The organism is Kitasatospora phosalacinea (assembly GCF_000716545.1).
Classification (GTDB): domain Bacteria; phylum Actinomycetota; class Actinomycetes; order Streptomycetales; family Streptomycetaceae; genus Kitasatospora; species Kitasatospora phosalacinea.
Window position 1 is genome coordinate 66,528 of the sequence record NZ_JNWZ01000023.1, and the last position, 25,259, is coordinate 91,786.

Consider the following 25,259-nt stretch of genomic DNA (forward strand, 5'->3'; position numbering starts at 1 on the left):
TTCAGTCGACCAGGTCGCGGACCACCCCGTCCGCCAGCAGCCGCCCGCGCAGGGTCAGCGCCGCCCGGCCCGCCGCGTACGGCACGGGCTCCAGCAGGCCGTCGGCGAGGGCCCGGTCGGCGGCGGCGCGGCCGTCGGCGGTGAGCAGGTCGAGCGGGCAGCCCCCGGCCAGGCGCAGTTCCAGCAGGATGCGCTCGACCCGGCGGTCCTCGTCGGCCAGCACCTCGCGGCCGAGCGCGGGGGTGCGGCCCTCGGCGAGGGCCTGGGCGTACGCGGCGGGGTGCTTGGCGTTCCACCAGCGGACGCCGCCGACGTGGCTGTGCGCGCCGGGCCCGGCGCCCCACCAGTCGGCGCCGGTCCAGTACAGCTCGTTGTGGCGGCAGCGGGCCTCGGGGGTGGTGGCCCAGTTGGAGACCTCGTACCAGTGGTAGCCGGCGGCGGCCAGCGCCGTCTCGGCCATCAGGTAGCGGTCGGCGTGCACGTCGTCGTCGATCATCGGCAGTTCGCCGCGCTTGACCCGGGCGGCGAGCCGGGTGCCGTCCTCGACGATCAGCGAGTAGGCGGAGACGTGGTCGGGGCCGGCGCCGATCGCGGCGTCCAGGGAAGTCCGCCAGTCCTGGTCGCTCTCGCCGGGGGTGCCGTAGATCAGGTCGAGGTTGACGTGCTCGAAGCCGGCCGCGCGGGCCTCGGCGACGCAGGCTTCGGGGCGGCCGGGGGTGTGGTGGCGGTCGAGCAGGGCGAGCACGTGCGGGCGGGCGCTCTGCATGCCGAAGGAGATCCGGTTGTAGCCGCCCTCGCGCAGTTCGGCCAGGTACGCCGGGTCGACGGACTCCGGGTTGGCCTCGGTGGTGACCTCGGCGCCGGGGGCGAGCCCGAACTCCTCGCGCAGCGCGGCCAGCATCCGCACCAGGTCGCGGGCGGGCAGCAGGGTCGGGGTGCCGCCGCCCAGGAAGACCGTCTCGACCGGCAGGTCGGCCTCGCCCAGGACGCGGCGGGCCAGCCGGATCTCGGCGATCACGTTGTCCGCGTACGTCTCCTGCGAGGCGACGGCGCCCGAGGAGCGCAGCTCGGTGGCGGTGTAGGTGTTGAAGTCGCAGTAGCCGCAGCGGCTGGCGCAGTACGGCACGTGCAGGTAGAAGCCGAACGGCCGCGCGCCGAGTCCGTGCAGGGCGTGGGCGGGCAGCGAGCCGTCGGACGGCACGGGTTCGCCGTCGGGGAGTGCGGAGGGCATGCGCCCATTGTCCGGTAGCGGCCTGCGAAACCCGAAAAGGGTCCGCAGGCCGCTACCGGACGGGCGGGGCTCAGGCCTCGTTGGCGCCCGCGTACATCGCGCTGACCTCGTCCGCGTACGTCCGCTCGACCACCGGGCGCTTGATCTTCAGGCTCGGGGTCAGCTCGCCGTGCTCGATGTCCAGGTCGCGCGGGAGCAGCGTGAACTTCTTGATCGTCTGCCAGCGCTGCAGCCCGCCGTTGAGGCGCTGGACGAAGCCGTCGATCAGCGCGACGGTGGCCGGGTCGGCGACCACCTCGGCGTACGACCTGCCGGCCAGGCCGTGCTCGGCGGCCCACGGCATGATCGCCGTCTCGTCCAGGCCGATCAGCGCGGTGCAGTAGTTGCGGCCGTTGCCGATCACCAGGATGTTGCTGACGAACGGGCAGATCGCCTTGAACTTGCCCTCCACCTCGCTGGGGGCGACGTACTTGCCGCCGGAGGTCTTGAACATGTCCTTCTTGCGGTCGGTGATCCGCAGGTAGCCGCCCTCGGTGAGCTCGCCGATGTCGCCGGTGTGGAACCAGCCGTCCGGCTCCAGCACCTCGGCGGTCTGCTCGGGCATCTCGTGGTAGCCGCGCATGACGCCCGGGCCGCGCAGCAGGATCTCGCCGTCCTCGCCGATCCGCACCTCGGTGCCGGGCAGCGGCAGGCCGACGGTGCCGACCCGGAAGTCCTCGGCCCGGTTGACCGTGGAGCCGGCCGAGGTCTCGGTCAGGCCGTAGCCCTCCAGCACCGGGACGCCCGCGCCCTTGAAGAAGTAGCCGATCTCCGGGGCCAGCGCCGCGCTGCCCGACACCGCGCCGCGCAGCCGGCCGCCGAACGCGGCCCGGATCTTGGTGTACACCAGCTTGTCGGCCAGCGAGTGTCGCAGCCGCAGGCCCAGCGGGGCGCTCTCCCGCCCGGTGGCGACCTGCGCGGCCTGGACGGTCTGCGCGTACTCGCGGGCGACCTCCGCCGCCCACATGAAGATCTTGTACTTGGCGCCGCCCTCGGCCCGGGCCCTGCCCGCGATGCCGTTGTAGACCTTCTCGAAGATCCGCGGCGCGGAGGCCATCAGGGTCGGACGGATCGCCGGCAGGTTGTGGATGATCCGGTCCACCCGGCCGTCCACCGCCATCACGTGGCCGGTGGCGATCTGGCCGGAGATCAGCGTCTTGCCGAACACGTGCGACAGCGGCAGCCACATGAACTGCACGTCGTCCGCGCGCAGCAGCCCGCTCTCCTCCTGCGCCACGCCCTCGTACGCCCAGCAGTCGTGCACCAGGCGCACGCCCTTGGGGCGGCCGGTGGTGCCGGAGGTGTAGATCAGGGTGGCCAACTGCTCCTTGTCGAGCGAGTCGACGGCCTTCTCGACCGCGTCGGGGTGCTCGGCCAGGTAGGCGGCGCCGCGCTCCTCCAGCTCGGCCAGGGTGAGCACGGTCAGGCCCTCGGCCTCGGGGACGCCCCCCTCGGGGGCGTCGAACAGGACGACCCACTCCAGCGCGGGCAGCGCGTCCTTCTGCTCGACGGCCTTGCGCAGCTGGCCCTCGTTCTCGGCGAACAGCGCGCGGCTGCCGGAGTTCGCCAGGATGAACGCGGTCTCGTCGGCGTTGGTGCTCGGGTAGACGGTGGTGGTGGCCGCGCCGGCGCACATGTTGCCCAGGTCGGCGAGGATCCACTCGACCCGGGTCGCCGAGGCGATCGCGACCCGGTCCTCGGCCCGGACGCCCAGCGCCATCAGGCCGGCCGCCACCGCGGAGATCCGCCGGAAGGCCTGCGCCCAGGTCAGCGAGCGCCACTGCTCGGCGCCCGGGGCGCTGTCCGCGGCCTGCTCGTCCACCGGAACCGGGTACCGGTAGGCCTCACCGTTGGGGGTGGCCCTTACCCTGCTGAGCAACAGGTGCGCCACGGAGGGCGGGCGCCGCTCGATCACGGACTGCGCTGAACTCAACGAGGACCTCCGGGGACGGGTGGACCGAGCACGGGCGGACGCCGGACAGGGGCGACCGGACACCGACTTAACCGGCGAGTAACAAGAGGGCAGCAGCAGCCTAGGGGGTGGGAAGCCGATCCGTAAGGGGGCGACGCGAGGCGGCACGCCCCCAGGTCGGCAGTGCAGCACCCGCCCGGACGTGAAGCTTTCCCACAAGTACCCGAATTTGGGATGCGCTCATCCCCTTCGCAGACGAGAGTGTCACGGTGCTTTTCAGACTCCTACGGGCCCATCTGGGGCCCTACTCACGCGACATCACCCTGCTGGTGCTGCTCCAGCTGGTGTCCACCCTCGGCATGCTCTACCTGCCGACGCTCAACGCGGACATCATCGACAGCGGCGTGCTCAAGGGCGACACCGGCTACATCCTGCGAGTCGGCGGCGTGATGGTCGGCGTGTCGCTCGCCCAGGCCGTCTGCTCGATCGGCGCGGTCCACTACGGCGCGCGCACCGCCATGGCCATCGGCCGGGACATCCGCGCCGCGGTGTTCTCCCGGGTGCAGGACTTCTCCGCCCGCGAGCTCAACCAGTTCGGCGCGCCCTCGCTGATCACCCGGACCACCAACGACGTCCAGCAGGTCCAGATGCTGGCGCTGATGACCTTCACGCTGATGGTCACCGCGCCGATCATGTGCGTCGGCGGCGTCGTCATGGCGCTGAACCAGGACGTGCCGCTGTCCGGCCTGCTGCTGGCCGTGGTGCCCGTGCTGGGCCTCGTCGTCACCGTGCTGGTCTCGAAGATGCGCCCGCAGTTCCGCGGCATGCAGACCCGGATCGACGCGGTCAACCGGATCATGCGCGAGCAGATCACCGGCATCCGGGTCATCCGGGCCTTCGTCAAGGACGACCACGAGAAGGCCCGCTTCACCGGCGCCAACGGCGAACTCGCCGACTACTCGCTGCGGGTCGGCCGGCTGATGTCGCTGATGTTCCCGATCGTGATGGGCGTGGTGAACGTCTCCAGCGTCGCCGTGTTCTGGTTCGGCGCGCACCGCATCGACAGCGGCGGCATGCAGATCGGCGCGCTCACCGCGTTCCTCTCCTACCTGATGCAGATCCTGATGAGCGTCATGATGGCCACCTTCATGTTCATGATGGTGCCGCGCGCCGAGGTCTGCGCCGAACGCGTCCAGGAGGTGCTGGACACCGAGTCCAGCGTCGTCCCGCCGGCCAGCCCGGTCACCGAGCTGCGCGCCCGGGGCACCCTGGAGCTGCGCGGCGTCGACTTCCGCTACCCCGGCGCCGAGGCCCCCGTGCTGCGCGGCGTCGACCTGGCCGCCCGGCCCGGCGAGACCACCGCCGTCATCGGCTCCACCGGCTCCGGCAAGACCACCCTGCTCGGGCTCGTCCCCCGGCTGTTCGACGCCACCGGCGGCGAGGTGCTGATCGACGGGGTGGACGTGCGCGAGCTCGACCCGCGGAAGCTGTCCGAGATCATCGGCCTCGTCCCGCAGAAGCCGTACCTGTTCTCCGGCACCGTCGCCTCCAACCTGCGCTACGGCAAGCCCGAGGCCACCGACGAGGAGCTCTGGCAGGCGCTGGAGACCGCCCAGGCCGCGGACTTCGTGCGCAAGCTCCCCGAGGGCCTGGACGCCCCGATCGCCCAGGGCGGCACCAACGTCTCCGGCGGCCAGCGCCAGCGCCTGGCGATCGCCCGGGCACTGGTCCGCAAGCCGGAGATCTACCTGTTCGACGACTCCTTCTCGGCCCTCGACTACGCCACCGACGCCCGGCTGCGCGCCGCGCTCGCCCGGGAGACCGGGGACGCCACCGTGGTGATCGTCGCCCAGCGGGTCTCCACCATCCGCGACGCCGACCGGATCGTCGTCCTCGACGAGGGCGCCGTCGTCGGCACCGGCACCCACCGGGAACTGATGGCCGGCAACCCGACGTACCGGGAGATCGTGCTCTCCCAGCTCACCGAGCAGGAGGCGGCGTGACCAGCCCCGGAACCCCCGACAAGCCCGAGCTGTCCAAGTCCGGCGGGGCCCCCGCCGCCGCGGCGCCCGAGACGCCCGCCGAGCGGCCGTCCGGCTCGCAGGAGGCGGCGGCCCGGCGCGGCGGCCCCGGACCGGGCCGGTTCATGGGCGCGCAGGGCACCGAGAAGTCCAAGGACTTCGGCGGCTCCGCGAAGCGCCTGTTCACCCTGCTCGGGCCCGAGCGCAAGCTGCTGTTCACCGTGCTCGGCTTCGGCGTGCTCTCGGTCGGCTGCGCGGTGGTCGGCCCCCGGGTGCTCGGCAAGGCGACCGACCTGATCGTCGCCGGCGCCACCGGGCCGCGGTTCGCCGGCGCCCCCAGCAAGCAGGCCGTGCTGGACGGGCTGCGCGCCGCGGGCCAGGGCAACATCGCCGACCTGCTCGCCACCATCGACTTCACGCCCGGCCAGGGCATGGACTTCGGCGCCATCGGCGGCGTCCTGCTCTGGGTGCTCGGCATCTACCTGGCCGCGATCCTGTTCGGCGTGGTGCAGGGCCGGCTGGCCGCGCTGGCGATCAACCGGACGGTGTTCCGGCTGCGCGAGGAGGTCGAGGCGAAGCTGTCCCGGCTGCCGCTCAGCTACTTCGACCGCCAGTCGCGCGGCGAGGTGCTCAGCCGGGTCACCAACGACATCGACAACATCAACCAGTCCATGCAGCAGACCATGGGCCAGGTGGTGAACTCGCTGCTCACCATCGTCGGCGTGCTGGTGATGATGTTCTGGATCTCCCCGCTGCTGGCCGTGATAGCACTGATCTCGGTGCCCGTCTCGGTGGTGGTCGCCACCAAGGTCGGCAAGCGCGCCCAGCCGCAGTTCATCAAGCAGTGGAGCTCCACCGGCAAGCTGAACGCGCACATCGAGGAGATGTTCACCGGACACAACCTGGTGAAGGTCTTCGGCCGCCAGAAGGAGGCCGCGGAGCTCTTCGAGAAGGAGAACCAGGCGCTCTACGAGGCGTCCTTCAAGGCGCAGTTCATCTCGGGCGTCATCCAGCCGGCGATGATGCTGGTCGGCAACATCAACTACGTGCTGGTCGCGGTGGTCGGCGGCCTGCGGGTGGCCTCCGGCGCGCTGTCGATCGGCGACGTGCAGGCGTTCATCCAGTACTCCCGGCAGTTCAGCCAGCCGCTCAGCCAGGTCGCCTCGATGGCCAACCTGGTGCAGTCCGGCGTGGCCTCCGCCGAGCGGGTCTTCGAACTGCTGGACGCCGAGGAGCAGTCCCCCGAGCCCCTGCACCCCGAGCGCCCCGCCGAGGTCCGCGGCCGGGTCTCCTTCGAGGACGTCTCCTTCCGCTACGACCCCGACAAGCCGCTGATCGAGGGCCTGTCCCTGAAGGTCGAACCCGGCCACACGGTGGCCATCGTCGGCCCCACCGGCGCCGGCAAGACCACCATGGTCAACCTGCTGATGCGGTTCTACGAGGTCAGCGGCGGCCGGATCACCCTGGACGGCGTGGACGTCGCCGCGATGTCCCGCGAGGACCTGCGCTCCGGCATCGGCATGGTCCTCCAGGACACCTGGCTGTTCGGCGGCACCATCGCCGAGAACATCGCCTACGGCGCCCAGAACGCCACCCGCGAACAGGTGGTCGCGGCGGCGCGGGCCGCCCACGTCGACCGCTTCGTGCGGACCCTGCCCGAGGGCTACGACACCGTCCTGGACGACGAGGGCACCGGGGTCAGCGCCGGTGAGAAGCAGCTGATCACCATCGCCCGCGCCTTCCTCGCCCAGCCCTCGATCCTGGTCCTCGACGAGGCCACCAGCTCCGTCGACACCCGCACCGAGGTGCTGATCCAGCGCGCGATGGCCGAACTGCGCACCGGCCGCACCAGTTTCGTGATCGCCCACCGCCTCTCCACCATCCGGGACGCCGACGTCATCCTGGTGATGGAGAACGGCTCGATCGTCGAACAGGGCACCCACGACGAGCTGATCGCCGCCGACGGCGCCTACGCCCGGCTCTACCAGGCCCAGTTCGCCCAGGCCGTGGCCGAGGTCGACTGACCGCCGCCCCGCCCGCCGCGCCGGGGGAGGTCCGCACCAGCGGGCCTCCCCCGGCGCGCACGCGCTCCTGACCGGGCGTCAGGCACCGCCCGGGACGGCCGCGGTGGGGCGCGCTACCGTGGTCGGGTGCCCGATCCGAACGCCACCACCCCCGCCGGCGCCACCGCTCCCGACGCCACCGCTCCCGACGTCTTCCAGGCCGAGCGCCGCTACCTGGGCGCGGTCGCCTACCGCCTGCTGGGATCGGTCGCCGACGCCGAGGACGTGCTGCAGGACGCCTGGCTGCGCTGGCAGTCCGCCGACCGGACGGGCGTGACCGACCCGCGCGCGTACCTGACCACGGTGGTCACCCGGCTCTGCTACGACCAGCTGGGCTCGGCCCGGGCCCGCCGCGAGGCGTACGTCGGCGAGTGGCTGCCGGAGCCGGTGCTGTCGGACGCCGCCGGCTCCCCCGCCGAGGTGGCCGAACTGGGCGAGCAGGTGTCGGTGGCGATGCTGGCGGTGATGGAGCAGCTGACCCCGGCCGAGCGGGCGGCGTTCGTGCTGCACGACGTGTTCGCGGTCGGCTTCGACGAGATCGCCCCGGCGCTGGACCGCTCCCCCGAGGCCGCCCGGCAGCTCGCCTCGCGGGCCCGCCGCCGGGTCCGCGACGGCGGCCGGCGCGCGGCGGTCGACCCGGCCGAGCACCACCGGGTGGTGTCGGCGTTCACCGCCGCGGCGTCCGGCGGCGACCTGGCCACGCTGGTGTCGATGCTCGACCCCGAAGTGGTCTGGCACGCCGACGGCGGCGGCGTCGTCAACGCGGTGCGCCGGCCGGTGCGCGGCGCGCTCCACGTCGCCAGGCTGCTGCGCAAGCTCACCACCCGGGTGGTCGACGAGCAGCACCCGCTGGTGCCGGCGGTGGTCAACGGCGAGGCGGGGGCGGTCTGGTACTCGGCGCCCGGCACGGTCGGCGGCGTACTGGCGTTCACCGTCGAGAACGGCCTGGTCACCGCCGCGTACGTGATGGTGAACCCGGAGAAGCTCGGCCACCTCCAGGAGGTGTGACCCGGATCACGGTCACACTCCGGCGGGCCGCTCCGTCCCCCTTCCGGAACCGCAACCGGCGGGATCACGGAGGAGGACGCAATGACCGGCAAGCACATCGTGGTGATCGGCGCGGGCTACGCGGGGCTGTCCGCCGCCGCCAGGATCGGCCGCGGCCCGGACCGGGTCACCCTGATCGCCCCCGAGCAGCGCTTCACCCACCGCGTCCGGCTGCACGAACTCGCCGCCGGGCGCCGGGTCGCCCGCCCCGAGATCGCCCGCGTGCTGCGCGGCCGCAAGGTCGTCCACCGGGCCACCCGGGCCGTCGAACTCGACCTGGCCGCCCGCGAGGTGCGCACCGAGGACGGCGAGCGGATCGGGTACGACACCCTGGTGTACGCGCTCGGCAGCCGCACCGCCTGGGGCGACGTGCCGGGCGCCGCCGAGCACGTGTACTCGGCGGAGCGCGCCGAGGAGCTGCGCCGGCGGCTCGCCGACGCCCCCGCGCCCGGGACGCTCGCGGTGGTCGGCGGCGGGGCGACCGGCATCGAACTGGCCACCGAACTGGCCGAGGCGTACCCGGCCTGGCGGGTCCGGCTGGTCGCGGCCGGGCGGGTCGGCGGCTGGCTGTCGGAGCGCGGCCGGGCGCACGTCCTGGCGGTGCTCGACCGGCTCGGGGCGCGGGTCGACGAGGACCGGCGGGTCACCGCCGTCACCGCGCGCGGCCTGACCTGCGAGGACGGGGAGATCCCCGCGGACGTGGTGGTGTGGGCCGCCTCGATGGAGCCGCAGCCGCTGGCCGCCGAATCCGGCCTGGCCGTCAACGCGCAGGGCCGCGCCCTGGTCGACGACCACCTGCGCTCGGTCTCCCACCCCGAGGTCTACGTGATCGGGGACGCCGCCGCCGTCGAGGTGCCCGGCATCGGCGAACTGCGGATGGCCTGCGCCACCGCGATGCCGCAGGGCCACTACCTGGCCAAGCTGCTCACCGGCCGCACCGACAAGCCGTTCTCGTACCGGTACGCCACCCAGTGCCTGAGCCTGGGGCGCGGCGAGGCGCTGGTGCAGCTGATCCACGGCGACGACTCGGTGCGGCCCCGGGTGCTGACCGGCGCGACCGGACGGCTGGTCAAGGCGGGCATCGTCAAGGGCCTGCCGCTGTCGCTGCGCTGACGGCGCCCCCCTCGTACGGACGGCGCCGGGCCGGCACCCCCCGCGTGCGGGTGGTACCGGCCCGGCGTGCACCGACCCTCCGGAGCTACTTCGGAGCTACTTCTTCTCCTTCGGGGCCTCCGCGTCCGTCGACAGCGCGGCGATGAAGGCTTCCTGCGGAACCTCCACCCGGCCGACCATCTTCATCCGCTTCTTGCCTTCCTTCTGCTTCTCCAGCAGCTTGCGCTTGCGCGAGATGTCACCGCCGTAGCACTTGGCGAGGACGTCCTTGCGGATCGCCCGGACCGTCTCGCGGGCGATCACCCGGGAGCCGATCGCGGCCTGGATCGGCACCTCGAACTGCTGGCGCGGGATCAGCTTCTGCAGCTTGCCGGCCATCATCACGCCGTAGTTGTAGGCCTTGTCCTTGTGCACGATCGCGGAGAACGCGTCCACCGCGTCGCCGTGCAGCAGGATGTCGACCTTGACCAGGTTGGCGGACTGCTCGCCGATGGGCTCGTAGTCGAGCGAGGCGTAGCCGCGGGTCTTGGACTTCAGCTGGTCGAAGAAGTCGAAGACGATCTCGGCCAGCGGGAGGGTGTAGCGCAGCTCCACCCGGTCCTCGGAGAGGTAGTCCATGCCCTGGAGGGTGCCGCGGCGGGTCTGGCAGAGCTCCATGATCGCGCCGACGAACTCGTTCGGCGCCAGGATGGTGCCGCGCACCACCGGCTCGTACACCTCGGCGATCTTGCCGGTGGGGAACTCGCTCGGGTTGGTGACGGTGTGCTCGGTGCCGTCCTCCATGATCACCCGGTAGATCACGTTCGGGGCGGTGGAGATCAGGTCGAGGTTGAACTCGCGCTCCAGGCGCTCCCGGATGATCTCCAGGTGCAGCAGGCCGAGGAAGCCGCAGCGGTAGCCGAAGCCGAGCGCCACCGAGGTCTCCGGCTCGTAGACCAGCGCGGCGTCGTTCAGGCGCAGCTTGTCCAGGGCGTCGCGCAGCAGCGGGTAGTCCGAGCCGTCCAGCGGGTAGAGGCCGGAGAACACCATCGGGCGCGGGTCCTTGTAGCCGCCGAGGGCCTCGGTGGCGCCCTTGTGCTGCGAGGTGATGGTGTCGCCGACCTTGGACTGCCGGACGTCCTTCACGCCGGTGATGATGTAGCCCACCTCGCCGACGCCGAGGCCGTCGGCGACCTTGGGCTCCGGCGAGATGACGCCGATCTCCAGCAGCTCGTGGGTCGCGCCGGTGGACATCATGGCGATCCGCTCGCGCTTGGTGAGCTGGCCGTCCACCACTCGCACGTAGGTGACCACGCCGCGGTAGGCGTCGTACACCGAGTCGAAGATCATCGCGCGGGCCGGGGCGTCCTTGACGCCGACCGGGGCCGGGATCTTCTCGACCACGTGGTCGAGCAGGTCCTCGACGCCGAGGCCGGTCTTCGCGGAGACCTTCAGCACGTCGGCCGGGTCGCAGCCGATGATGTGCGCGATCTCGGCGGCGTACTTCTCCGGCTGGGCGGCCGGCAGGTCGATCTTGTTGAGCACCGGGATGATCGTGAGGTCGTTCTCCAGCGCCAGGTACAGGTTGGCGAGGGTCTGCGCCTCGATGCCCTGGGCGGCGTCGACCACCAGGATGGTTCCCTCGCAGGCCGCGAGGGAGCGGGACACCTCGTACGTGAAGTCCACGTGGCCGGGGGTGTCGATCATGTTGAGGATGTGCGTCGTACCCGCGTTCTCACCGGACCTGGGCGCCCACGGGAGGCGGACGGCCTGGGACTTGATGGTGATGCCGCGCTCGCGCTCGATGTCCATCCGGTCGAGGTACTGGGCGCGCATCTGCCGGGGGTCCACCACGCCGGTGATCTGCAGCATCCGGTCGGCGAGCGTCGACTTGCCGTGGTCGATGTGGGCGATGATGCAGAAGTTGCGGATCACCGCCGGGTCAGTACGGCTGGGCTCTGGCACGTTGCTGGGGGTCGCGGGCACCTTGGTCCGATTTCTGATCCGATCAATATGGTTCCGCCCATCCTCCCATGCCGGAGGACCCCCGGGCCTTCCCGCCCGAGCGGCTGTGCGGAACGATCACTCCATGATCTTGGAAAGCGCACTGCTCGACGTCCGCCCCGGCCAGGAGGAGGCCTTCCTCGCCGCCTTCGCCGAGGCCCGCCCGCTGATCGCCGCCCAGCGCGGCTTCCGCTCCCTGGAACTGCGCCGCTGCCTGGACGGGGGAAGCACCTCGCGCTTCCTGCTGCAGGTCGGCTGGGACGCCCTGGAGGACCACACCGAGGGCTTCCGCCGCTCCCCCGAGTACGGGCGCTGGCGCGAACTGCTGCACCGCTTCTACGACCCGTTCCCGACCGTCGAGCACTACGGCGAGCCGCTGCTCACCGCCTGATCCGCCGTCAGCCACGGGACTCCGGCGGCCCGGTTTGGGCCGACCGGGACGGCCCTGGTAGCGTGGGCGGCTGCACTCCGCCCTCGGCATGCCCTCTCAGCTGGCCCGAGCGGCGACCGGAGTGCGACCCGTCGTAGCAAGCGATTCATACAGACTGAGGCTCATTCGTGGCGAACATCAAGTCCCAGATCAAGCGCAACAAGACCAACGAGAAGGCGCGCCTGCGCAACAAGGCCGTCAAGTCCTCGCTGAAGACCGCCCTGCGCAAGGCCCGCGAGGCCGCCGCCGCCGGTGAGACCGAGAAGGCCACCGCGCTGGCCCGCGCCGCCTCCAAGGCCCTCGACAAGGCCGTGAGCAAGGGCGTCATCCACAAGAACCAGGCCGCCAACAAGAAGTCGGCGATCACCAAGCGCGTCAACGCCGCCGCCTGATCCAGCTCCTCCCGGTACGGCCAGGCCGTACCCGGCGCTCCGGCGCCACCCCGGTCGGCGCGGACCAGCGGCCCTCTACCCGCCCCCACCGACCACCGCTCCCGGCACCCCGGCCCTCTACCCGGAGTCCCGACGAGCCGCACGACCCGTACCGCACGCGGCCTGCGTTCGCCACGCGGGTGCGGTACAGCAAGCTCCACGGCGAGAGCGCCCGGTTCCGGGCCCCCGCCCCCACTGCCCGCCCGGTCCTCCGGGCGGGCAGTCGGCGTTTCGGCCCCCGCCCGTTCCCCGGCTCACATTCCCCGGCTCCCGTTCCCCGAGGCCCGACGCCCGGCCTTTCCCGACGGCCCTGTCGGGTCGTTTGAACGGGTGACGGGCGTCAACCCGCGCACCCGCGCGGAATCGGCTCCGACCGGACGGCGGCGGTAGGGTGCGTGGCACCTTCCGTGCCCGCTCGACTACGCAGGGGAACGATGACGACTCCGCCTCCGCCTCCTCCGCCGCCTCCGGGGTACGGCCCCGCCGCCGGGGCGGCCGCGGCCGTGACCGCCGGGCCGGTAGACGGGCCCGGTCACCAGCCCGGTCACGAGCCCGGTCACCGGCCTACGGCGGGGCCCGCCGGGCGGCACGGCGGCGGGATCTGCACCTCGGCGGGCGGGGACGGCCGGGCCGGGCGGCGCGAGGCCGGGGGACGCGGGGCCGGTGGGGGGAGACGGGGACGGCGCCGGAAACGGGGGCGCGGGGTGTGGTGGGGCGTCGGCGGCGCGGTACTGGCCTCCGCGGTGCGGTCGGTCGCCGTGCTGACCCTGCCGCCGCTGGTGCGCGGCACCCTCGGCGAGCCGTCCGCCCCCTCGCCGCGCGGCTACCGGGTCTCCGACGACCTGTGCGCCACCGCCGCCCTGCCCGCCCTCGGCCGGCTGTACCCGTCCCCGTCCGGCAGCCCGTACCACTACACGACGCGCCACCGGGTGCTGGACGAGATGTACTGCAGCCAGTACCGCGCGAAGACCGACGGCGACCCCGAGCACTACTCGCTCTACCTGCAGGTGCAGCTCCACCACCGGGTCGACCCGCGCCCCGAGTTCGGCGCTCAGCGCGAGGGCCTGGCCCAGCGCAGGTACCTGATCAGCCCGGTGTCCGAACTCGGCGACGAGGCCTACCTCGGCTACCTCGACGACCCGGACCGCAACGACCCCGATCGGCACCACCTCACCCAGGTCCTGTACGTCCGACAGGGCGGCATGACCTGCTACGCGGGCTGGTCCGGTTCCTACCAGGACGGCCGGACCACCGCTCCCGACCTCGACCGGATCCGCAGCGCCCTCGTCTCCGACACCCGCGACCTGCTGCGCGGCCTCGGCGGCTCCCCGGCCTGACCGCCCCGGCGACGGGGTGGGGCTGGGCCGGTACGGGCCGGGGGCCGGTACGGGCCGGGGGCCGGGCTAGTAGGGGCGGGAGCCTGCCCGGGAGGCGCGGGCGACGGCGACGACGGCGCGTTCGAGCGCGTACGCGGGGTCGTCGGACCCGCCCTTCACCGCGGCGTCGGCCTCGGCGACGGCGGTCAGCGCGGCGGCCACGCCGTCACCGGTCCAGCCGCGCATCTGCTGGCGCACCCGGTCGATCTTCCAGGGCGGCATGCCGAGTTCGCGCGCCAAGTCACCGGGCCGCATGTTGCGGCCCGCGGAGGCGAGCCGGCCGATGCTGCGGACGCCGGAGGCGAGCGCGTAGGTGATGCCGGTCGGCGGCTGGCCGACGGCCAGGGCCCAGCGCAGCCGCTCCAGCGCCTCGGCGGCCCGTCCGGTCACCGCGAGGTCGGCCACCTCGAAGCCCGTCGCCTCGGCACGACCGCTGTAGTACTTGGCGACCGACGTCTCGTCGATCGGACCTTCGACGTCCGCGGTCAACTGGCTGCACGCGGCGGACAGTTCCCGCAGATCGCTGCCCAGGGAGTCCAGCAGTGCCTGGCAGGCTTCGGGGCTGGCGGCCCGCCCCAGGGTGCGGAACTCGTTGCGGATGAAGGCCAGTTTCTCGCTCGCCTTGGTGAGTTTCGCGCAGGCGACCTCCCGGGCGCCCATCTTCTTCGCCGCGTCCAGCAGCCCCTTGCCCTTGGCGCCGCCCGCGTGCACCAACACCATGATCACTTCTTCGGCCGGCGACTCCAGGTACGCCTTGACCTCCTTGACCGAGTCGGCCGAGAGGTCCTGTGCGGCCCTGACCACGATGACCTTCCGCTCCGCGAAGAGCGAGGGAGTGGTGAGCTCCGCCAACTGCCCCGGCTGCAGGGCGCCCGGCGCGAGATCCCGGACGTCCGTCTCCGGGTCGGCGGCCCGCGCGGCGGCCACCACCGCGGCCACCGCGCGGTCGAGCAGCAGCTCTTCCTGGCCGACCGCGACGGTCAGCGGGGCGAGCAGGTCATCGGGTGCACTCTTCCTGGCCATCGCCCACCAGGATCGCACGCCGCGCCGACAGCCCACCGCACCACGGCCCCCTCCCTGCTCCCGGCCGTCCCCGTCCGCACCCCGCCCGCCCTCTTCGGATGGCGGGGCCGATGCCGTACCGGCCCCAGGGCTGAGGAGAATGATGACGTGATCGAGAACAATGACCGTCAGTTGCTCGTCCTCCCCGACCGCGATGCGGCGGAGGAGATCGCCGAGGAGTTGAGTGCGCGCTGGCCCGAACTGGGCGAGGTCGAGGTGGTCAGGGACTCCCTCGCCGGGGAGGACGACGCCGAGGACGCCCAGTGGCTGGTGGTGGTGGAGGCCCCCGAGGACGAGGGCTGGAATGCCCGACTGCTGACCCAGCTCGACCAGCTGGTCGCCGAACAGGACGGCTGGCGAGAGCAGGGCTGACGCTCTCCCCACCCGCCTCCGACCACCCGCCCCTCCTCGATGCGTACCCTGGCCCCGCCCGAACGAGGTGACCCCACCTGCTTCGGGCGGGCGTTTCTGCCCCGGCCCCGGCCTCGAACCGGCAGCCCGACCCGGCCCTGGCTGCCACCCGGTGCGTGGTCACCCGTGCACCGGCTGCGGATGCGCCGCCACGGCCATGCTCCGCGAGTCTCCGAGAACGGCGATGTCCCCGGAGCGGTCGGTCCGGACCACCGCCGCACCGAGCGCCTGCAGCCCGGCCACGGTCTGGGGCGCCGGATGCCCGTACGGGTTGCCCGCCCCGCAGGAGATCAGGGCCAGCCTCGGGCGGAGCGCCGCCATCAGCGTCCAGTCCTGGTTCGCCGACCCGTGGTGCGCCACCTTGAGGACGTCCACCCTCCCCGCCCTCGGCGGACCCGGACCGCTCCGAAGCGCGCTCCGGTCGACCACCACGGCCTCCCCCGACCGCACCGCAGGGTCATTCCTCCTTCCGTACAGGGGAGTTGGCTCACCGGTGGCCGAATCATTCTCCGGCAGCCGAACCGGAGCCAGGGCCGAAGTCAGGGTCGGCGTCGGCGTCGGCGTCGGAGCCGGGGACGTGATCGGGGGCGGGGACAGAGGGTGAGGCGGTGCGCCGAGCGCCAGCACAGCGGCCTGGGCCGGGGATTCCAGGTCGCCGAGCAGGGCGACCCGCAACAGGGCGGTGGGCGGGCCGAGTGCGGCGAGGATGGCGATGCTGGAGTTGTTCGGCCCTTCCGCCTCGGGGCCCGGGGGCGAGGCCGGCCAGAGGACTTCCCAGGACAGTTCCGCTCCGGCGGTGCGCCGCTCGCCACGTTGCGCGCGCACCACCGGGATGCCGCCGGTCGCCGCCCAGCGGAGCACCCGGGCCTGCTCGCCGGCCGGCTCGGCCGTGCCTGTCACCTCGATCGCCCCGACCGACCTGCCCCGCAGCACCCCGGGGGTACCTTCCACGTGGTCGGCGTGGAAGTGGGTGAGGATCAGCACGGGGATCCTGGTCACCCCGAGGCTGCGCAGACAGGCGTCGGCCGCCTTGGGGTCCGGCCCGGCGTCCACCACCACGGCGGCCCCCGGCTCGACGGGCAGGACAGTCATGTCGCCCTGCCCGATGTCGCACATCGCCAACCGCCAGCCCGGTGCGGGCCAACCGGTCGCCAACCGGACGACGGAGGCCGGGCGCAGCAGTACCACCGGCAGCAGGAGGGCGACCGCGAGCGCGACCAGTGCCCTCGTCTTCCGGCTCCGGGACCGGTGGCCGGCCAGCAGCGGCGGTACCGCCCAGGCCAACGAGACGATCACCACGACCAGCAGGACCGCACCGAACGGCCCGGCGGGCCAGGCGAGTTCGGCTCCCGGAAGCTCCGCCCCGTGCCGCGCGACGGCGACCAGCCAGCCGACCGGCAGCGCCGCGAGGTCCGTCAGGAACTCCGCCGCCCCCTTCCAGAGCGGCGCGATCACGAGCGCCGCGAATCCCAGCAGGGTGGCGGGGGCGACCGCGATCTCGGCCAGTAGGTTGCACGGCACCCCGACCAGGCTGACCCGGGGTGCGAGCAGGATGGTGACCGGCGAACAGAACGCCTGTGCCGCCGCGGTGGCGCCGACCGCCGCCGCCAGATGGTGCGGCCAGCGGCGTGCCCGGAGCGCCGCCGTCCATCTCGGGCCGAGCACCAGCAGCCCGGCGGTGGCCAGCGCGGAGAGCAGGAACCCGTAGGAGCGGGCCAGGTACGGGTCCACCAGGATCAGGATCAGTACCGCACCGGCCAGCGCCGGAACTCCTCGCCGGGGTCGGCCGGTGGCCAGGGCCAGCAGTCCGATCAGCCCGGTGGCGGCGGCTCTGAGCACGCTCGGGTCCGGCCGGCAGACGGTGACGAACGCCAGTGTCAGTGCTGTCCCGAGCAGTGCCGTGGTGCGGAACGAGAGGCCCAGCAGCCCGGCCAGGCCGCCTCGGCCGGGCGCGTCGGGATCGCTCGGCGCCCCGCCGACCAGGACGGCCAGGACGATCGCCAGGTTGGCTCCGCTCACCGCGACCAGGTGGCCGAGGTCGGTGGCCCGGAACGCGTCCGACAGGTCGTCTGGCAGCCGGGACACGTCTCCCACCACCAGCCCGGGGAGCAGCCCCCGGATGTCCGGTGGCAGGTGGTCGCAAGCGTCGCGGAGCCCTTTGCGGAGGTGGGCCGCGAGACGCTGCGGGAGGTTCGGCGGCGCGATGACGCGTGGCGGCCCCTGCGGGACGAGCAGCGCCGCGGTACCGGTGCGGGGCCCTCCCGCCCCACCCGCTGCCGGCGCCCGCTCCGGCAGTACCTCGGCTCGCAGTTCCAGTCCGGTGGAGGGGGTCAACCGCTGCCACGGGTAGTCCTCCTGGGAGCGGATCAGCAGGGTGACGGGCGTACGGGTGGCGGTGGACGGCGGAGCGGGGCCGCCGCGGGGAACGGGGGCGGTGCGGACGCGGGTGACGAGGGCGGGGATGGTGAGCGTCGGTCGGGACAGCGAACTGCCCCGGGTGTGCGAACCGTGCTGCTTCGGATCGCCCGTGACGGTCAACTCCACGGTGATCTCGGGATTGGCGGGTCTCTCTCCTTCGGGCTGTTCCGCCGCACTCCGCCCGTCGCCGTCGCCGTCGCCGTCGCTGTCAGCCCGCTGCCCGGTCTCGGCCGGCGGTGCGGCGGAGGGCGGTACGGGTGGACGGGCCAGCGCGGGCAGTGGTCCCCGGTGCAGGTCGGCGGTGTGCAGGACGGTGGTGGTGGCCGCTGCTGCGGCGGTCAGCAGGACGGCGGCGGCGAGGCGGTGGATCGAACGGCGGGGTCCTTTGGCGGCGAGGAGGACGGGGGAGGCCGCTGTGGCCGCCAAGGCGGCCACGAGCAGTGCCGGATGCCGGTCCGGATCCAGACCGAGGACGGCGGCGCTGACCGCCCAGGCCGTGCAGGCCGGGAGGAGCAGCCGGTAGTCGGTTCGGTAGTGGACTGCGGCAGTTGCGGCCGGCATCGGACTGCCTCCTCTCGGCATGGGCGGTGGACGGTCGGTGAGGCATGCGGTTTTTCCCTGGGTTCGACCCCCTTGGCTGAGGAGCCGGTTGGCACGCCCCTAGGCCGGAAGGACGTGCCGGCGGGGCCCGGCTCCGCGTCGCACGGGCGGCGGCGATACGAGGCGGCTGAGGCTTCGGTGCCCAGCTCTGTGCGGCGGTTGTTCCTGGCACGAGGCGCTGGTCGCGGTCGCATCGGGTCGGTTGGCGAGGGCTGGTTCCAGGGGTGGCCTCCGAACGGCGGAACGGTGTTGGTGGCGGCCTCGCCGTGAGGGCGGGCCCGGACAGAGCGCGGATGCGGGCGGCGGGGGCCCCCTCTCCGCAGTGGGAGGTGCACGGGCAATCGCCTGGCAGGGCGGCGAGCGGGTCAGCAGGTCAGAGGGTCAGGAGCGGCTTGAGGTCTTCGTACTTCCGCGGGCCGATGCCCGGGACGTGGCGGAGTTGGTCGACCGACTGGAAGGGGCCGTGGGTGAGGCGGTACTGGAGGATTCGCTGGGCCAGTGCGGGCCCCACGCCGGGGAGCGAGTCGAGTTGGTCCGCGCCGGCGCGGTTGAGGCTCACGGGGCCCGCGGGCCCGGCTGGGGCTGCGGCCCCGGGGAGGGGGCCGGTGTCCACGAGGATCTGCTCTCCGTCGGTGAGGGGGCGGGCGAGGTTGAGGAAGCTGGTGTCGGCACCGGGGAGCGGTCCGCCTGCGGCGGACAGGGCATCCGCGACCCGTGAACCCGCGGGGAGGGTTCGCAGGCCGGGGTGCTGGACTTTCCCGGCGATGTCGATGACGAGGGACGGATCGGTCGGTTGGGGTGCCGGTGCTCCTTCTGCGGGCCGGTCAGGAATGGCTTCGGCCATGGCGATGGTCGGAACGGGAACGGGGTGCGGCCGGCCCAGCCAGAAGTGCTGGACGGCGTAGCCCGTGGCGAGCACGAGCAGGACGGTCAGACCGAGCACGGCCCGGCGGTCGAGGGCGAACGCGGCTGGGAGGCGGAGCCGCAGGGGCAGTTTCGGCAGGGTGGTGTGGGACAAGGCGGCAGGGCTCGGGGCTGAGGGGTGTTCTGGCATGGGGTCCTGGTCCGATGGCGCGTCGGTTCGGCCGCTGCCGGGGAGGCGGGGTGCTACGGGCCGTTTCGGCGAAGCGGCCTCGACGGGGGCGGGCATTCCTCCGGGAGGGTCCCGTTCCGGCGGTGAATCGGCTCTCCCCCGGCCGAGGGCTTCCGCGCTGCCGGTCACGGGGGCGGGGAGGGGGTCCGGATGGGGGCCGTCGGCTCCCTCAGCGACGGCCGGCCCCGGGCATGCGGGGAGTTCGGGCGTCCGGTACATCGCGAGGACGCGCGAGGCCGACAGCGCAGACGGCGGGTCAGGGGCTCGCGGCGGGTTCGGATCAGCCGCGTGCCCCGGTTCGGGCGGGTCGGGGGAGGCGCTGCTGCCGCATCCGGGTGCCGGCCGTTCGTCAGGGTCGGCACCCGTGCCGTGCGCTGGTCGCACCGACGGACCAGCGGTGCCCACGAAGGGCGGTTCGAGAGGGTCGGAATCGATGGGCGGGTCCGCCGGGAGGAGTCGGCCGAGGCGGGCTCGGGCGCTCTCGGCGGCCTGGCGTCGACGGGCCTGGAGTGTGGTGGCGGTCCTCATGGCGAGGACAGTAGAACGACGTTGACGGCCCGTCGGAGAATTGGTCCGCCCCTGTGGACAACTCGGGGCTGTGGATAACTCTTGTCGCTCGAACGAGTGATTCCAGCCGGATTCAGTACGACGAAGCGATGATCGGAGAAACCACCACCGCCAGCAGGCCGGGACCGACGTGCGCCCCGATGACGGCACCGACCTCGCTGACGTAGAGCTCTTTCAGGCCGGGGATCCGCTCCCGCAGCCGCTCCGCCAGCGGTTCGGCCCGGTGCTCGGCGGCCAGGTGGTGGACGGTGACCTCGACCGGCCGCTGCCCGGCGTACTCGACGGCGATCTCTTCGAGCCGACCGATCGCGCGGGAGGCGGTGCGGACCTTCTCCAGCGGTTCGATCCGGCCTCCGGCCAGGTGCAGCAGCGGCTTCACCGCCAGCGCGGAGCCGACCAGCGCCTGGGCGGTGCCGATCCGGCCCCCTCGCCGCAGGTGTTCCAGGGTGTCGACGTAGAAGAAGCCCGCCGTCCCGGCCGCCCGGTCCTCGGCAGCGGCGACCACCAGGTCGAGGTCCGCTTCGGCGGCATCGGTGGCCGCCCCACCCTCTCCGGCGGAACCGGCAGCAGGCTCCGAACCGGCAGCGAGCTCCGAACCGGTGCGGGTCGCGTCCAGCGCCTCGGCTGCTTCCGCCGCGGCCAGGACGCAACTGCCCAGCGCCATACCGACGAGTCGGCTGTCGACCACCCGGACCGGGATCCGCACGGCCGGGGCCGCCAGCCGGGCCGCCTCGGCGGTGCCGGAGAGCTCGGCCGACAGGTGGATCGAGACGATGCCGCGCGCACCGGCCTCGGCGGCCGCCCGGTAGGCGGCGGCGAAGGTCTCGGGGCTGGGCCGGGAGGTCGTCACCCGCTGCCGGGAACGCAGGGCCTCGGCGACGTCCTTCGGGGAGATCTCGACGCCCTCCGCGAAGACCTCGTCACCGACCGCGACACTGAGCGGCACCACCCGGATGCGGTGCCGGTCAACCGCCTCCTGGGGCAGATACGCGGTGGAATCCGTGACAAGTGCGAGGTGGCCGGGCATGAGCCGGAGGTTACCCGCCGCCGGGCCGGGACGACAGCGCTCGGCATTCGATGGTTTGACCCCGAATGCGGCGGGTAACTCCTCCGAGCACGGAGAGCAACCGTCCAGTGACGCGGGGTCAGGGACGGTCGGGTCCCGCCGGGTTCGGCTTGCGGAGGCGGTCGGCGAGGCGGGAGAGCGGCTCTGCGGCCAGCCCGAGCAGTTCCTCGGCGCTGGTCGGCCGGGCGGAGCCGAGCCCCTTCCGGCGGTCGGCGGGCGCCTCTGCGGAGGCGGTGGGAGCCGCGGCGCCCGGGGAGTCCGTTCCATCAGCGGCAGCGGGCTCGGACGGGGTCCAGTGGCGCAGGGCTCCGGCCTCGTCCTGGCACTCCTTGCCGAGGCGGGCGAGTTCGTCGTCGGCGAAGCGGCGCATCCGGTCCTGGGCGGCCCAACGCAGGGAGTCCGCGGAGTGGGTGATCCGCTCGGCGCGCTCGCGCAGTTCGGGGAACTTGGCGACGACCCGGCTGCTCGCCGGTTCGCGCTCCAGCATGCGGAGCTCGGCGTCGAGTTCCGCCGCGTGCGAGTCGAGCCGGGTGAGCAGTTGGAGGGCGTCCGTGAGCTGGCCGTCCTGCGGCAGGCCGGTCTGCAGCACCTGGCGGGTGGAGTCCAGCGCGGTGCGCAGGGACAGTCGGAGGGCGGCGATCCGGCCCTGCTCCCCCGGCCTGGCGATGCTCTTCGCCTTCAGGGCTGCGTTCTCCACCGCCCGCTGGGCGTTGGCGCTGTGCCGGTCGACCTTGGCCGCCACCGACTTCGCCGCCTTCACCGTCCCGACCACGACCATCACCAGCAACGCCACCCCGAACAGCGCGACCAGAGCCATCACCACACCGAGCGCTTCCATCGGGAGCCCACCTTCCGCCCGTGACCGGTACTGGACCGCCGGGTGCGGTCCGCTTGTCCGCCGGACTTCCACCGTAGCCCGGAGCGGCGGTCGGCAGCAGGCCGCGAGCGCTCCTCACGCCCGAGATCAGGGACAGCTCAGGGATCTCCCCCAAGCGATCCCCCCGATACCCCATGACACGTCCGCACGAAGAACGGAGCCATCTTGTTCGCCCTTCTCCGACTCCTCCACCCGTCGAGCCGCCCGTCGACCCGCCCGCTCGCCCGCCCACTGACCAGTCCTCGGGCCCGCCGTCGGGCCCACGACCGGGCTCGCCCGCCGACCTGGCCGCGGCCGGGAACGGCGGAGGGCCGGCCGTCCCGTGACGGGGACGACCGGCCCTGCCTGGCCGACGGTGCGCCGGCCGGGGTCCTGTCAGCCGGTGACGATGTTCACCAGCTTCGGCGCGCGCGCGATGACCTTGCGCACCTGGGCTCCGCCGATGGCCGCGACCACGGCCGGGTCGGCCAGGGCCAGCGCCTCCAGGTCGGCGTCCGAGATGGACGGCGCGACCTCCAGGCGGGCCTTCACCTTGCCCTTGATCTGCACGACGCAGGTCACGGTCTCGTCGACCACGTACGCCGGGTCGGCCACCGGGTAGTCCGCGAAGGCCAGCGACTGCTCGTGGCCCAGGCGGCGCCACAGTTCCTCGGCGATGTGCGGCGCCAGCGGGGCGATCAGCAGGACGATCTGCTCGGCCACCGACCGAGGCGTGGAGCCGCGCTTCACCAGGAAGTTGTTCAGCTCGATGGCCTTGGCCACGGCGGTGTTGAACCGCATGCCCGCCATGTCGCCGCGGATGCCGTCGATCGCCTTGTGCAGCGCGCGCAGCGTCGCCTCGTCCGGCTCCTCCTCGGTGACCACCAGCTCGCCGGTGACCTCCGAGACGATGTTGCGCCACAGCCGCTGCAGGAAGCGGTAGGAACCGATCACGGCGCGGGCGTCCCAGGGGCGGGAGACGTCCAGCGGGCCCATCGACATCTCGTACAGGCGCAGCGTGTCCGCGCCGTACTCGTCGGCGAACTCGTCCGGGGCGATCGCGTTCTTCAGCGACTTGCCCATCTTGCCCGCCTCACGGCGGACCTTCTCGCCGTTCCAGAAGAACTCGTCACCGATCTCCTCGACCTCGGCGGCGGGCACCGGGAAGCCCCGGTCGTCGCGGAAGACGTCGGCGGTGATCATGCCCTGGTTGAACAGCTTGTGGAACGGCTCGACCGAGGAGACGTGGCCCAGGTCATGCAGCACCTTGTGCCAGAAGCGGGCGTACAGCAGGTGCAGCACCGCGTGCTCGGCACCGCCGACGTACAGGTCGACGCCGCCGGCCGGCTTCTCGGCGGTCGGGCCCATCCAGTAGGCCTCGTTGGCGGGGTCGACGACCGAGGCCGAGTTGACCGGGTCGATGTAGCGCAGCTCGTACCAGCACGAACCCGCCCAGTTGGGCATGGTGTTGGTCTCGCGGCGGTAGGTCTTCGGGCCGTCGCCCAGGTCCAGTTCGACGTTGACCCAGTCCTCGTTGCGGGACAGCGGGGTCTTCGGCGAGGAGGTGGCATCGTCCGGGTCGTAGGTGTGCGGCGAGTAGTCGTCGACCTCGGGGACCTCGACCGGCAGCATCGACTCGGGCAGGGCGTGCATCGCGCCGGTCTCGTCGTAGACGATCGGGAAGGGCTCGCCCCAGTACCGCTGGCGGCTGAACAGCCAGTCGCGCAGTCGGTAGTTGACGGTGCCCTCGCCGATGCCCTGCTCGGCCAGCCAGGCGGTGACCCGGGCCTTGGCGTCGACCACGGACAGGCCGTCCAGCGAGATGCCGTCGCGCTCGGAGTTGACCAGCACCGAGTCGTAGGTGTCGAAGGCGTCGTCCCAGGTGTGCGGGTCCTCGCCGCGGCCGTCGGTGGGCCGGACGACGCAGCGCATCGGCAGGTTGAACGCCTGCGCGAAGGCGAAGTCGCGGCTGTCGTGCGCCGGGACGGCCATGATCGCGCCGGTGCCGTAACCCATCAGCACGTAGTCGGCGATGAACACCGGGATCTGCTCGCCGCTGACCGGGTTGGTCGCGTAGGCGCCGGTGAACACGCCGGTCTTGACCTTGGCGTCGGCCTGGCGCTCCACGTCGGACTTGGCGGCGGCGGCCGCCCGGTACGCGGCGACGGCGGCGGCCGGGTCGGCGGCACCGCCGGTCCACTCCTCGCGGGTGCCGGCCGGCCACTCGGCCGGGACGATGGTGTCGACCAGGGCGTGCTCGGGCGCCAGCACCATGTAGGTGGCGCCGAACAGGGTGTCGGGGCGGGTGGTGAAGACGGTGACGGTGTCACCGCCGACGGCGAAGTCGACCCGGGCACCCTCGGAGCGGCCGATCCAGTTGCGCTGCTGCAGCTTGATCGCCTCGGGCCAGTCCAGCAGGTCCAGGTCGCCGATCAGGCGGTCCGCGTAGGCGGTGATCCGCATCATCCACTGGCGCAGGTTGGACTTGAACACCGGGAAGTTGCCGCGCTCGGAGCGGCCGTCCGCGGTGACCTCCTCGTTGGCCAGCACGGTGCCCAGGCCGGGGCACCAGTTGACCGGCACCTCCTTGGAGTACGCCAGCCGGTAATCGCCCAGCACCTCGTCGCGCTCCACGCCGGACAGCTCGGCCCAGGCACGTCCGCCCGGCACCGCGCGCTCACCGGACTCGAACTGGGCGACCAGCTCGGCGATCGGGCGGGCCTTGGCCGCGTCCTCGTCGTACCAGGAGTTGAAGATCTGCAGGAAGATCCACTGCGTCCAGCGGTAGTAGTCCGGGTCGATCGTGGAGATCGAGCGGCGCGAGTCGTGGCCCAGGCCCAGCCGGCGCAGCTGCTGGCGCATGTTGGCGATGTTGTCCTCGGTGGACACCCGCGGGTGGACGCCGTGCTGGACGGCGTACTGCTCGGCGGGCAGGCCGAAGGCGTCGTAGCCCAGGGTGTGCAGCACGTTGTGGCCGGTCATCCGCTGGTAGCGGGCGTACACGTCGGTGGCGATGTAGCCCAGCGGGTGGCCCACGTGCAGGCCGGAGCCCGACGGGTACGGGAACATGTCCATGATGAAGCTGTGCGGCTTCGTGGCGACGGACGTCCCGTCGGCCAGCGGGCCGGTCGGGTTGGGGGCGTTGAACGTCCCCTCCTTCTCCCACAGGTCCTGCCAGCGGGACTCGATCTCGGCGGCCAGCGCGGCGCCGTAGCGGAAAGGCTCGGTGGCGGCTTCGGCCGCGCCGGAAGCGGGGGTCGTCTCGCTCATGGTCCTTCAGGCTCCATCGTCATCAGTCAGCGAACAGGCCGCAGAAAGCAGAAAACCCCTCCGCAGGAGGGGATGCCACGCCGACTCCGGCCCTCAAGCCGGTCCTGGTCAGCGCGGCCGGCTAAGAAGCAGGCGCACAGTTCGCATGGGCTCAGGGTACCGCACCCCCTCAACCCCCTTTCGCCTCACCACGTCAACCCCCCGCCCATGCTCCCGCACGACCCCACGCCCCCGCCCCCGCACAACCCGCCCAGCCCACTCGGCCCGGCC

General features: G+C 72.8%; 17 protein-coding genes. 8 read left to right on the top strand and 9 right to left on the bottom strand.

Features of this window, described 5'->3' with window-relative positions; genetic code table 11:
- Position 1: 1 nt before the first annotated feature.
- Together hemW and OO48_RS14295 are read right to left on the bottom strand one after the other, a co-directional pair.
- Positions 2-1,231, bottom strand: a complete 1,230-nt coding sequence (gene hemW, locus OO48_RS14290; RefSeq protein WP_033215954.1) for a radical SAM family heme chaperone HemW — start codon at positions 1,229-1,231, stop codon at positions 2-4.
- 70 nt (positions 1,232-1,301) lie between these two features.
- Positions 1,302-3,203 carry an AMP-dependent synthetase/ligase gene (locus OO48_RS14295; RefSeq protein WP_033215955.1) on the bottom strand — a complete coding sequence of 634 codons (1,902 nt, stop codon included), beginning with the start codon at positions 3,201-3,203 and terminating at the stop codon, positions 1,302-1,304.
- Positions 3,204-3,451: 248 nt separating this feature from the next.
- On the opposite strand from OO48_RS14295, the gene OO48_RS14300 reads away from it, so the two are divergent.
- From OO48_RS14300 to OO48_RS14315, 4 genes are all read left to right on the top strand, one after another.
- On the top strand, positions 3,452-5,185 hold the full coding sequence (locus OO48_RS14300) for an ABC transporter ATP-binding protein (protein ID WP_081952114.1): 1,734 nt from the start codon (positions 3,452-3,454) through the stop codon (positions 5,183-5,185).
- Complete coding sequence (locus OO48_RS14305; protein ID WP_425338538.1) at positions 5,182-7,227, top strand: ABC transporter ATP-binding protein; 2,046 nt, start codon at positions 5,182-5,184, stop codon at positions 7,225-7,227. Before OO48_RS14300 ends, OO48_RS14305 begins: the two co-directional genes overlap by 4 nt.
- 126 nt (positions 7,228-7,353) lie before the next feature.
- Positions 7,354-8,274 carry an RNA polymerase sigma factor SigJ gene (gene sigJ, locus OO48_RS14310; protein ID WP_081952115.1) on the top strand — a complete coding sequence of 307 codons (921 nt, stop codon included), beginning with the start codon at positions 7,354-7,356 and terminating at the stop codon, positions 8,272-8,274.
- A gap of 81 nt (positions 8,275-8,355) precedes the next feature.
- The gene (locus OO48_RS14315) at positions 8,356-9,426 is read left to right on the top strand and encodes an NAD(P)/FAD-dependent oxidoreductase (protein WP_033215957.1); all 1,071 of its coding nucleotides are present in this window, start codon (positions 8,356-8,358) and stop codon (positions 9,424-9,426) included.
- A 96-nt stretch (positions 9,427-9,522) separates the two neighbouring features.
- On the opposite strand, the gene lepA is transcribed toward OO48_RS14315, so the two are convergent.
- Positions 9,523-11,391, bottom strand: coding sequence for a translation elongation factor 4 (gene lepA / locus OO48_RS14320; protein WP_033215959.1), 1,869 nt, complete (start codon positions 11,389-11,391; stop codon positions 9,523-9,525).
- 103 nt (positions 11,392-11,494) lie between these two features.
- Between lepA and OO48_RS14325 the strand changes: the two genes are divergently transcribed.
- The 3 genes from OO48_RS14325 (at position 11,495) to OO48_RS14335 (ending at position 13,607) form a co-directional block, all read left to right on the top strand.
- Positions 11,495-11,800, top strand: coding sequence for an antibiotic biosynthesis monooxygenase family protein (locus OO48_RS14325; protein WP_033215961.1), 306 nt, complete (start codon positions 11,495-11,497; stop codon positions 11,798-11,800).
- A gap of 167 nt (positions 11,801-11,967) precedes the next feature.
- Positions 11,968-12,231, top strand: coding sequence for a 30S ribosomal protein S20 (rpsT, locus tag OO48_RS14330; RefSeq protein ID WP_033215962.1), 264 nt, complete (start codon positions 11,968-11,970; stop codon positions 12,229-12,231).
- 743 nt (positions 12,232-12,974) lie between these two features.
- Positions 12,975-13,607: a hypothetical protein gene (locus OO48_RS14335; protein WP_033215963.1), complete on the top strand. Its 633-nt coding sequence runs from the start codon at positions 12,975-12,977 to the stop codon at positions 13,605-13,607.
- A gap of 66 nt (positions 13,608-13,673) precedes the next feature.
- Here the strand turns inward: OO48_RS14335 and holA are convergent, their stop codons facing one another.
- On the bottom strand, positions 13,674-14,669 hold the full coding sequence (gene holA / locus OO48_RS14340; protein ID WP_033215965.1) for a DNA polymerase III subunit delta: 996 nt from the start codon (positions 14,667-14,669) through the stop codon (positions 13,674-13,676).
- Positions 14,670-14,816: 147 nt separating this feature from the next.
- On the opposite strand from holA, the gene OO48_RS14345 reads away from it, so the two are divergent.
- On the top strand, positions 14,817-15,080 hold the full coding sequence (locus OO48_RS14345; protein WP_051732119.1) for a hypothetical protein: 264 nt from the start codon (positions 14,817-14,819) through the stop codon (positions 15,078-15,080).
- Between the two features lie 159 nt (positions 15,081-15,239).
- Here OO48_RS14345 and OO48_RS14350 read toward each other — a convergent pair whose 3' ends face one another.
- The 5 genes from OO48_RS14350 to leuS all read right to left on the bottom strand — a co-directional run bounded on the left by OO48_RS14350 (position 15,240) and on the right by leuS (position 24,989).
- A complete protein-coding gene (locus OO48_RS14350; RefSeq protein WP_051732120.1) occupies positions 15,240-18,098 on the bottom strand; it encodes a ComEC/Rec2 family competence protein in 2,859 nt (952 codons plus the stop codon).
- 412 nt (positions 18,099-18,510) lie between these two features.
- Positions 18,511-19,155 carry a ComEA family DNA-binding protein gene (locus tag OO48_RS14360; protein ID WP_245194641.1) on the bottom strand — a complete coding sequence of 215 codons (645 nt, stop codon included), beginning with the start codon at positions 19,153-19,155 and terminating at the stop codon, positions 18,511-18,513.
- A gap of 715 nt (positions 19,156-19,870) precedes the next feature.
- Complete coding sequence (locus OO48_RS14365) at positions 19,871-20,824, bottom strand: DegV family protein (RefSeq protein ID WP_033215968.1); 954 nt, start codon at positions 20,822-20,824, stop codon at positions 19,871-19,873.
- Between the two features lie 118 nt (positions 20,825-20,942).
- Complete coding sequence (locus OO48_RS14370) at positions 20,943-21,701, bottom strand: hypothetical protein (RefSeq protein ID WP_033215970.1); 759 nt, start codon at positions 21,699-21,701, stop codon at positions 20,943-20,945.
- Between the two features lie 414 nt (positions 21,702-22,115).
- Positions 22,116-24,989 (bottom strand): leucine--tRNA ligase, encoded by a 2,874-nt coding sequence (gene leuS / locus OO48_RS14375; protein ID WP_033215972.1) that lies wholly within the window; start codon positions 24,987-24,989, stop codon positions 22,116-22,118.
- Positions 24,990-25,259 lie beyond the last annotated feature (270 nt).

Coding starts and splice junctions, on each gene's coding strand:
- hemW (WP_033215954.1), bottom strand. CDS start 1,231: ATGCCCTCCGCACTCCCCGACGGCGAACCCGTGCCGTCCGACGGCTCG.
- OO48_RS14315 (WP_033215957.1), top strand. CDS start 8,356: ATGACCGGCAAGCACATCGTGGTGATCGGCGCGGGCTACGCGGGGCTG.
- OO48_RS14325 (WP_033215961.1), top strand. CDS start 11,495: ATGATCTTGGAAAGCGCACTGCTCGACGTCCGCCCCGGCCAGGAGGAG.
- holA (WP_033215965.1), bottom strand. CDS start 14,669: ATGGCCAGGAAGAGTGCACCCGATGACCTGCTCGCCCCGCTGACCGTC.
- OO48_RS14350 (WP_051732120.1), bottom strand. CDS start 18,098: ATGCCGGCCGCAACTGCCGCAGTCCACTACCGAACCGACTACCGGCTG.
- OO48_RS14365 (WP_033215968.1), bottom strand. CDS start 20,824: ATGCCCGGCCACCTCGCACTTGTCACGGATTCCACCGCGTATCTGCCC.
- OO48_RS14370 (WP_033215970.1), bottom strand. CDS start 21,701: ATGGAAGCGCTCGGTGTGGTGATGGCTCTGGTCGCGCTGTTCGGGGTG.
- leuS (WP_033215972.1), bottom strand. CDS start 24,989: ATGAGCGAGACGACCCCCGCTTCCGGCGCGGCCGAAGCCGCCACCGAG.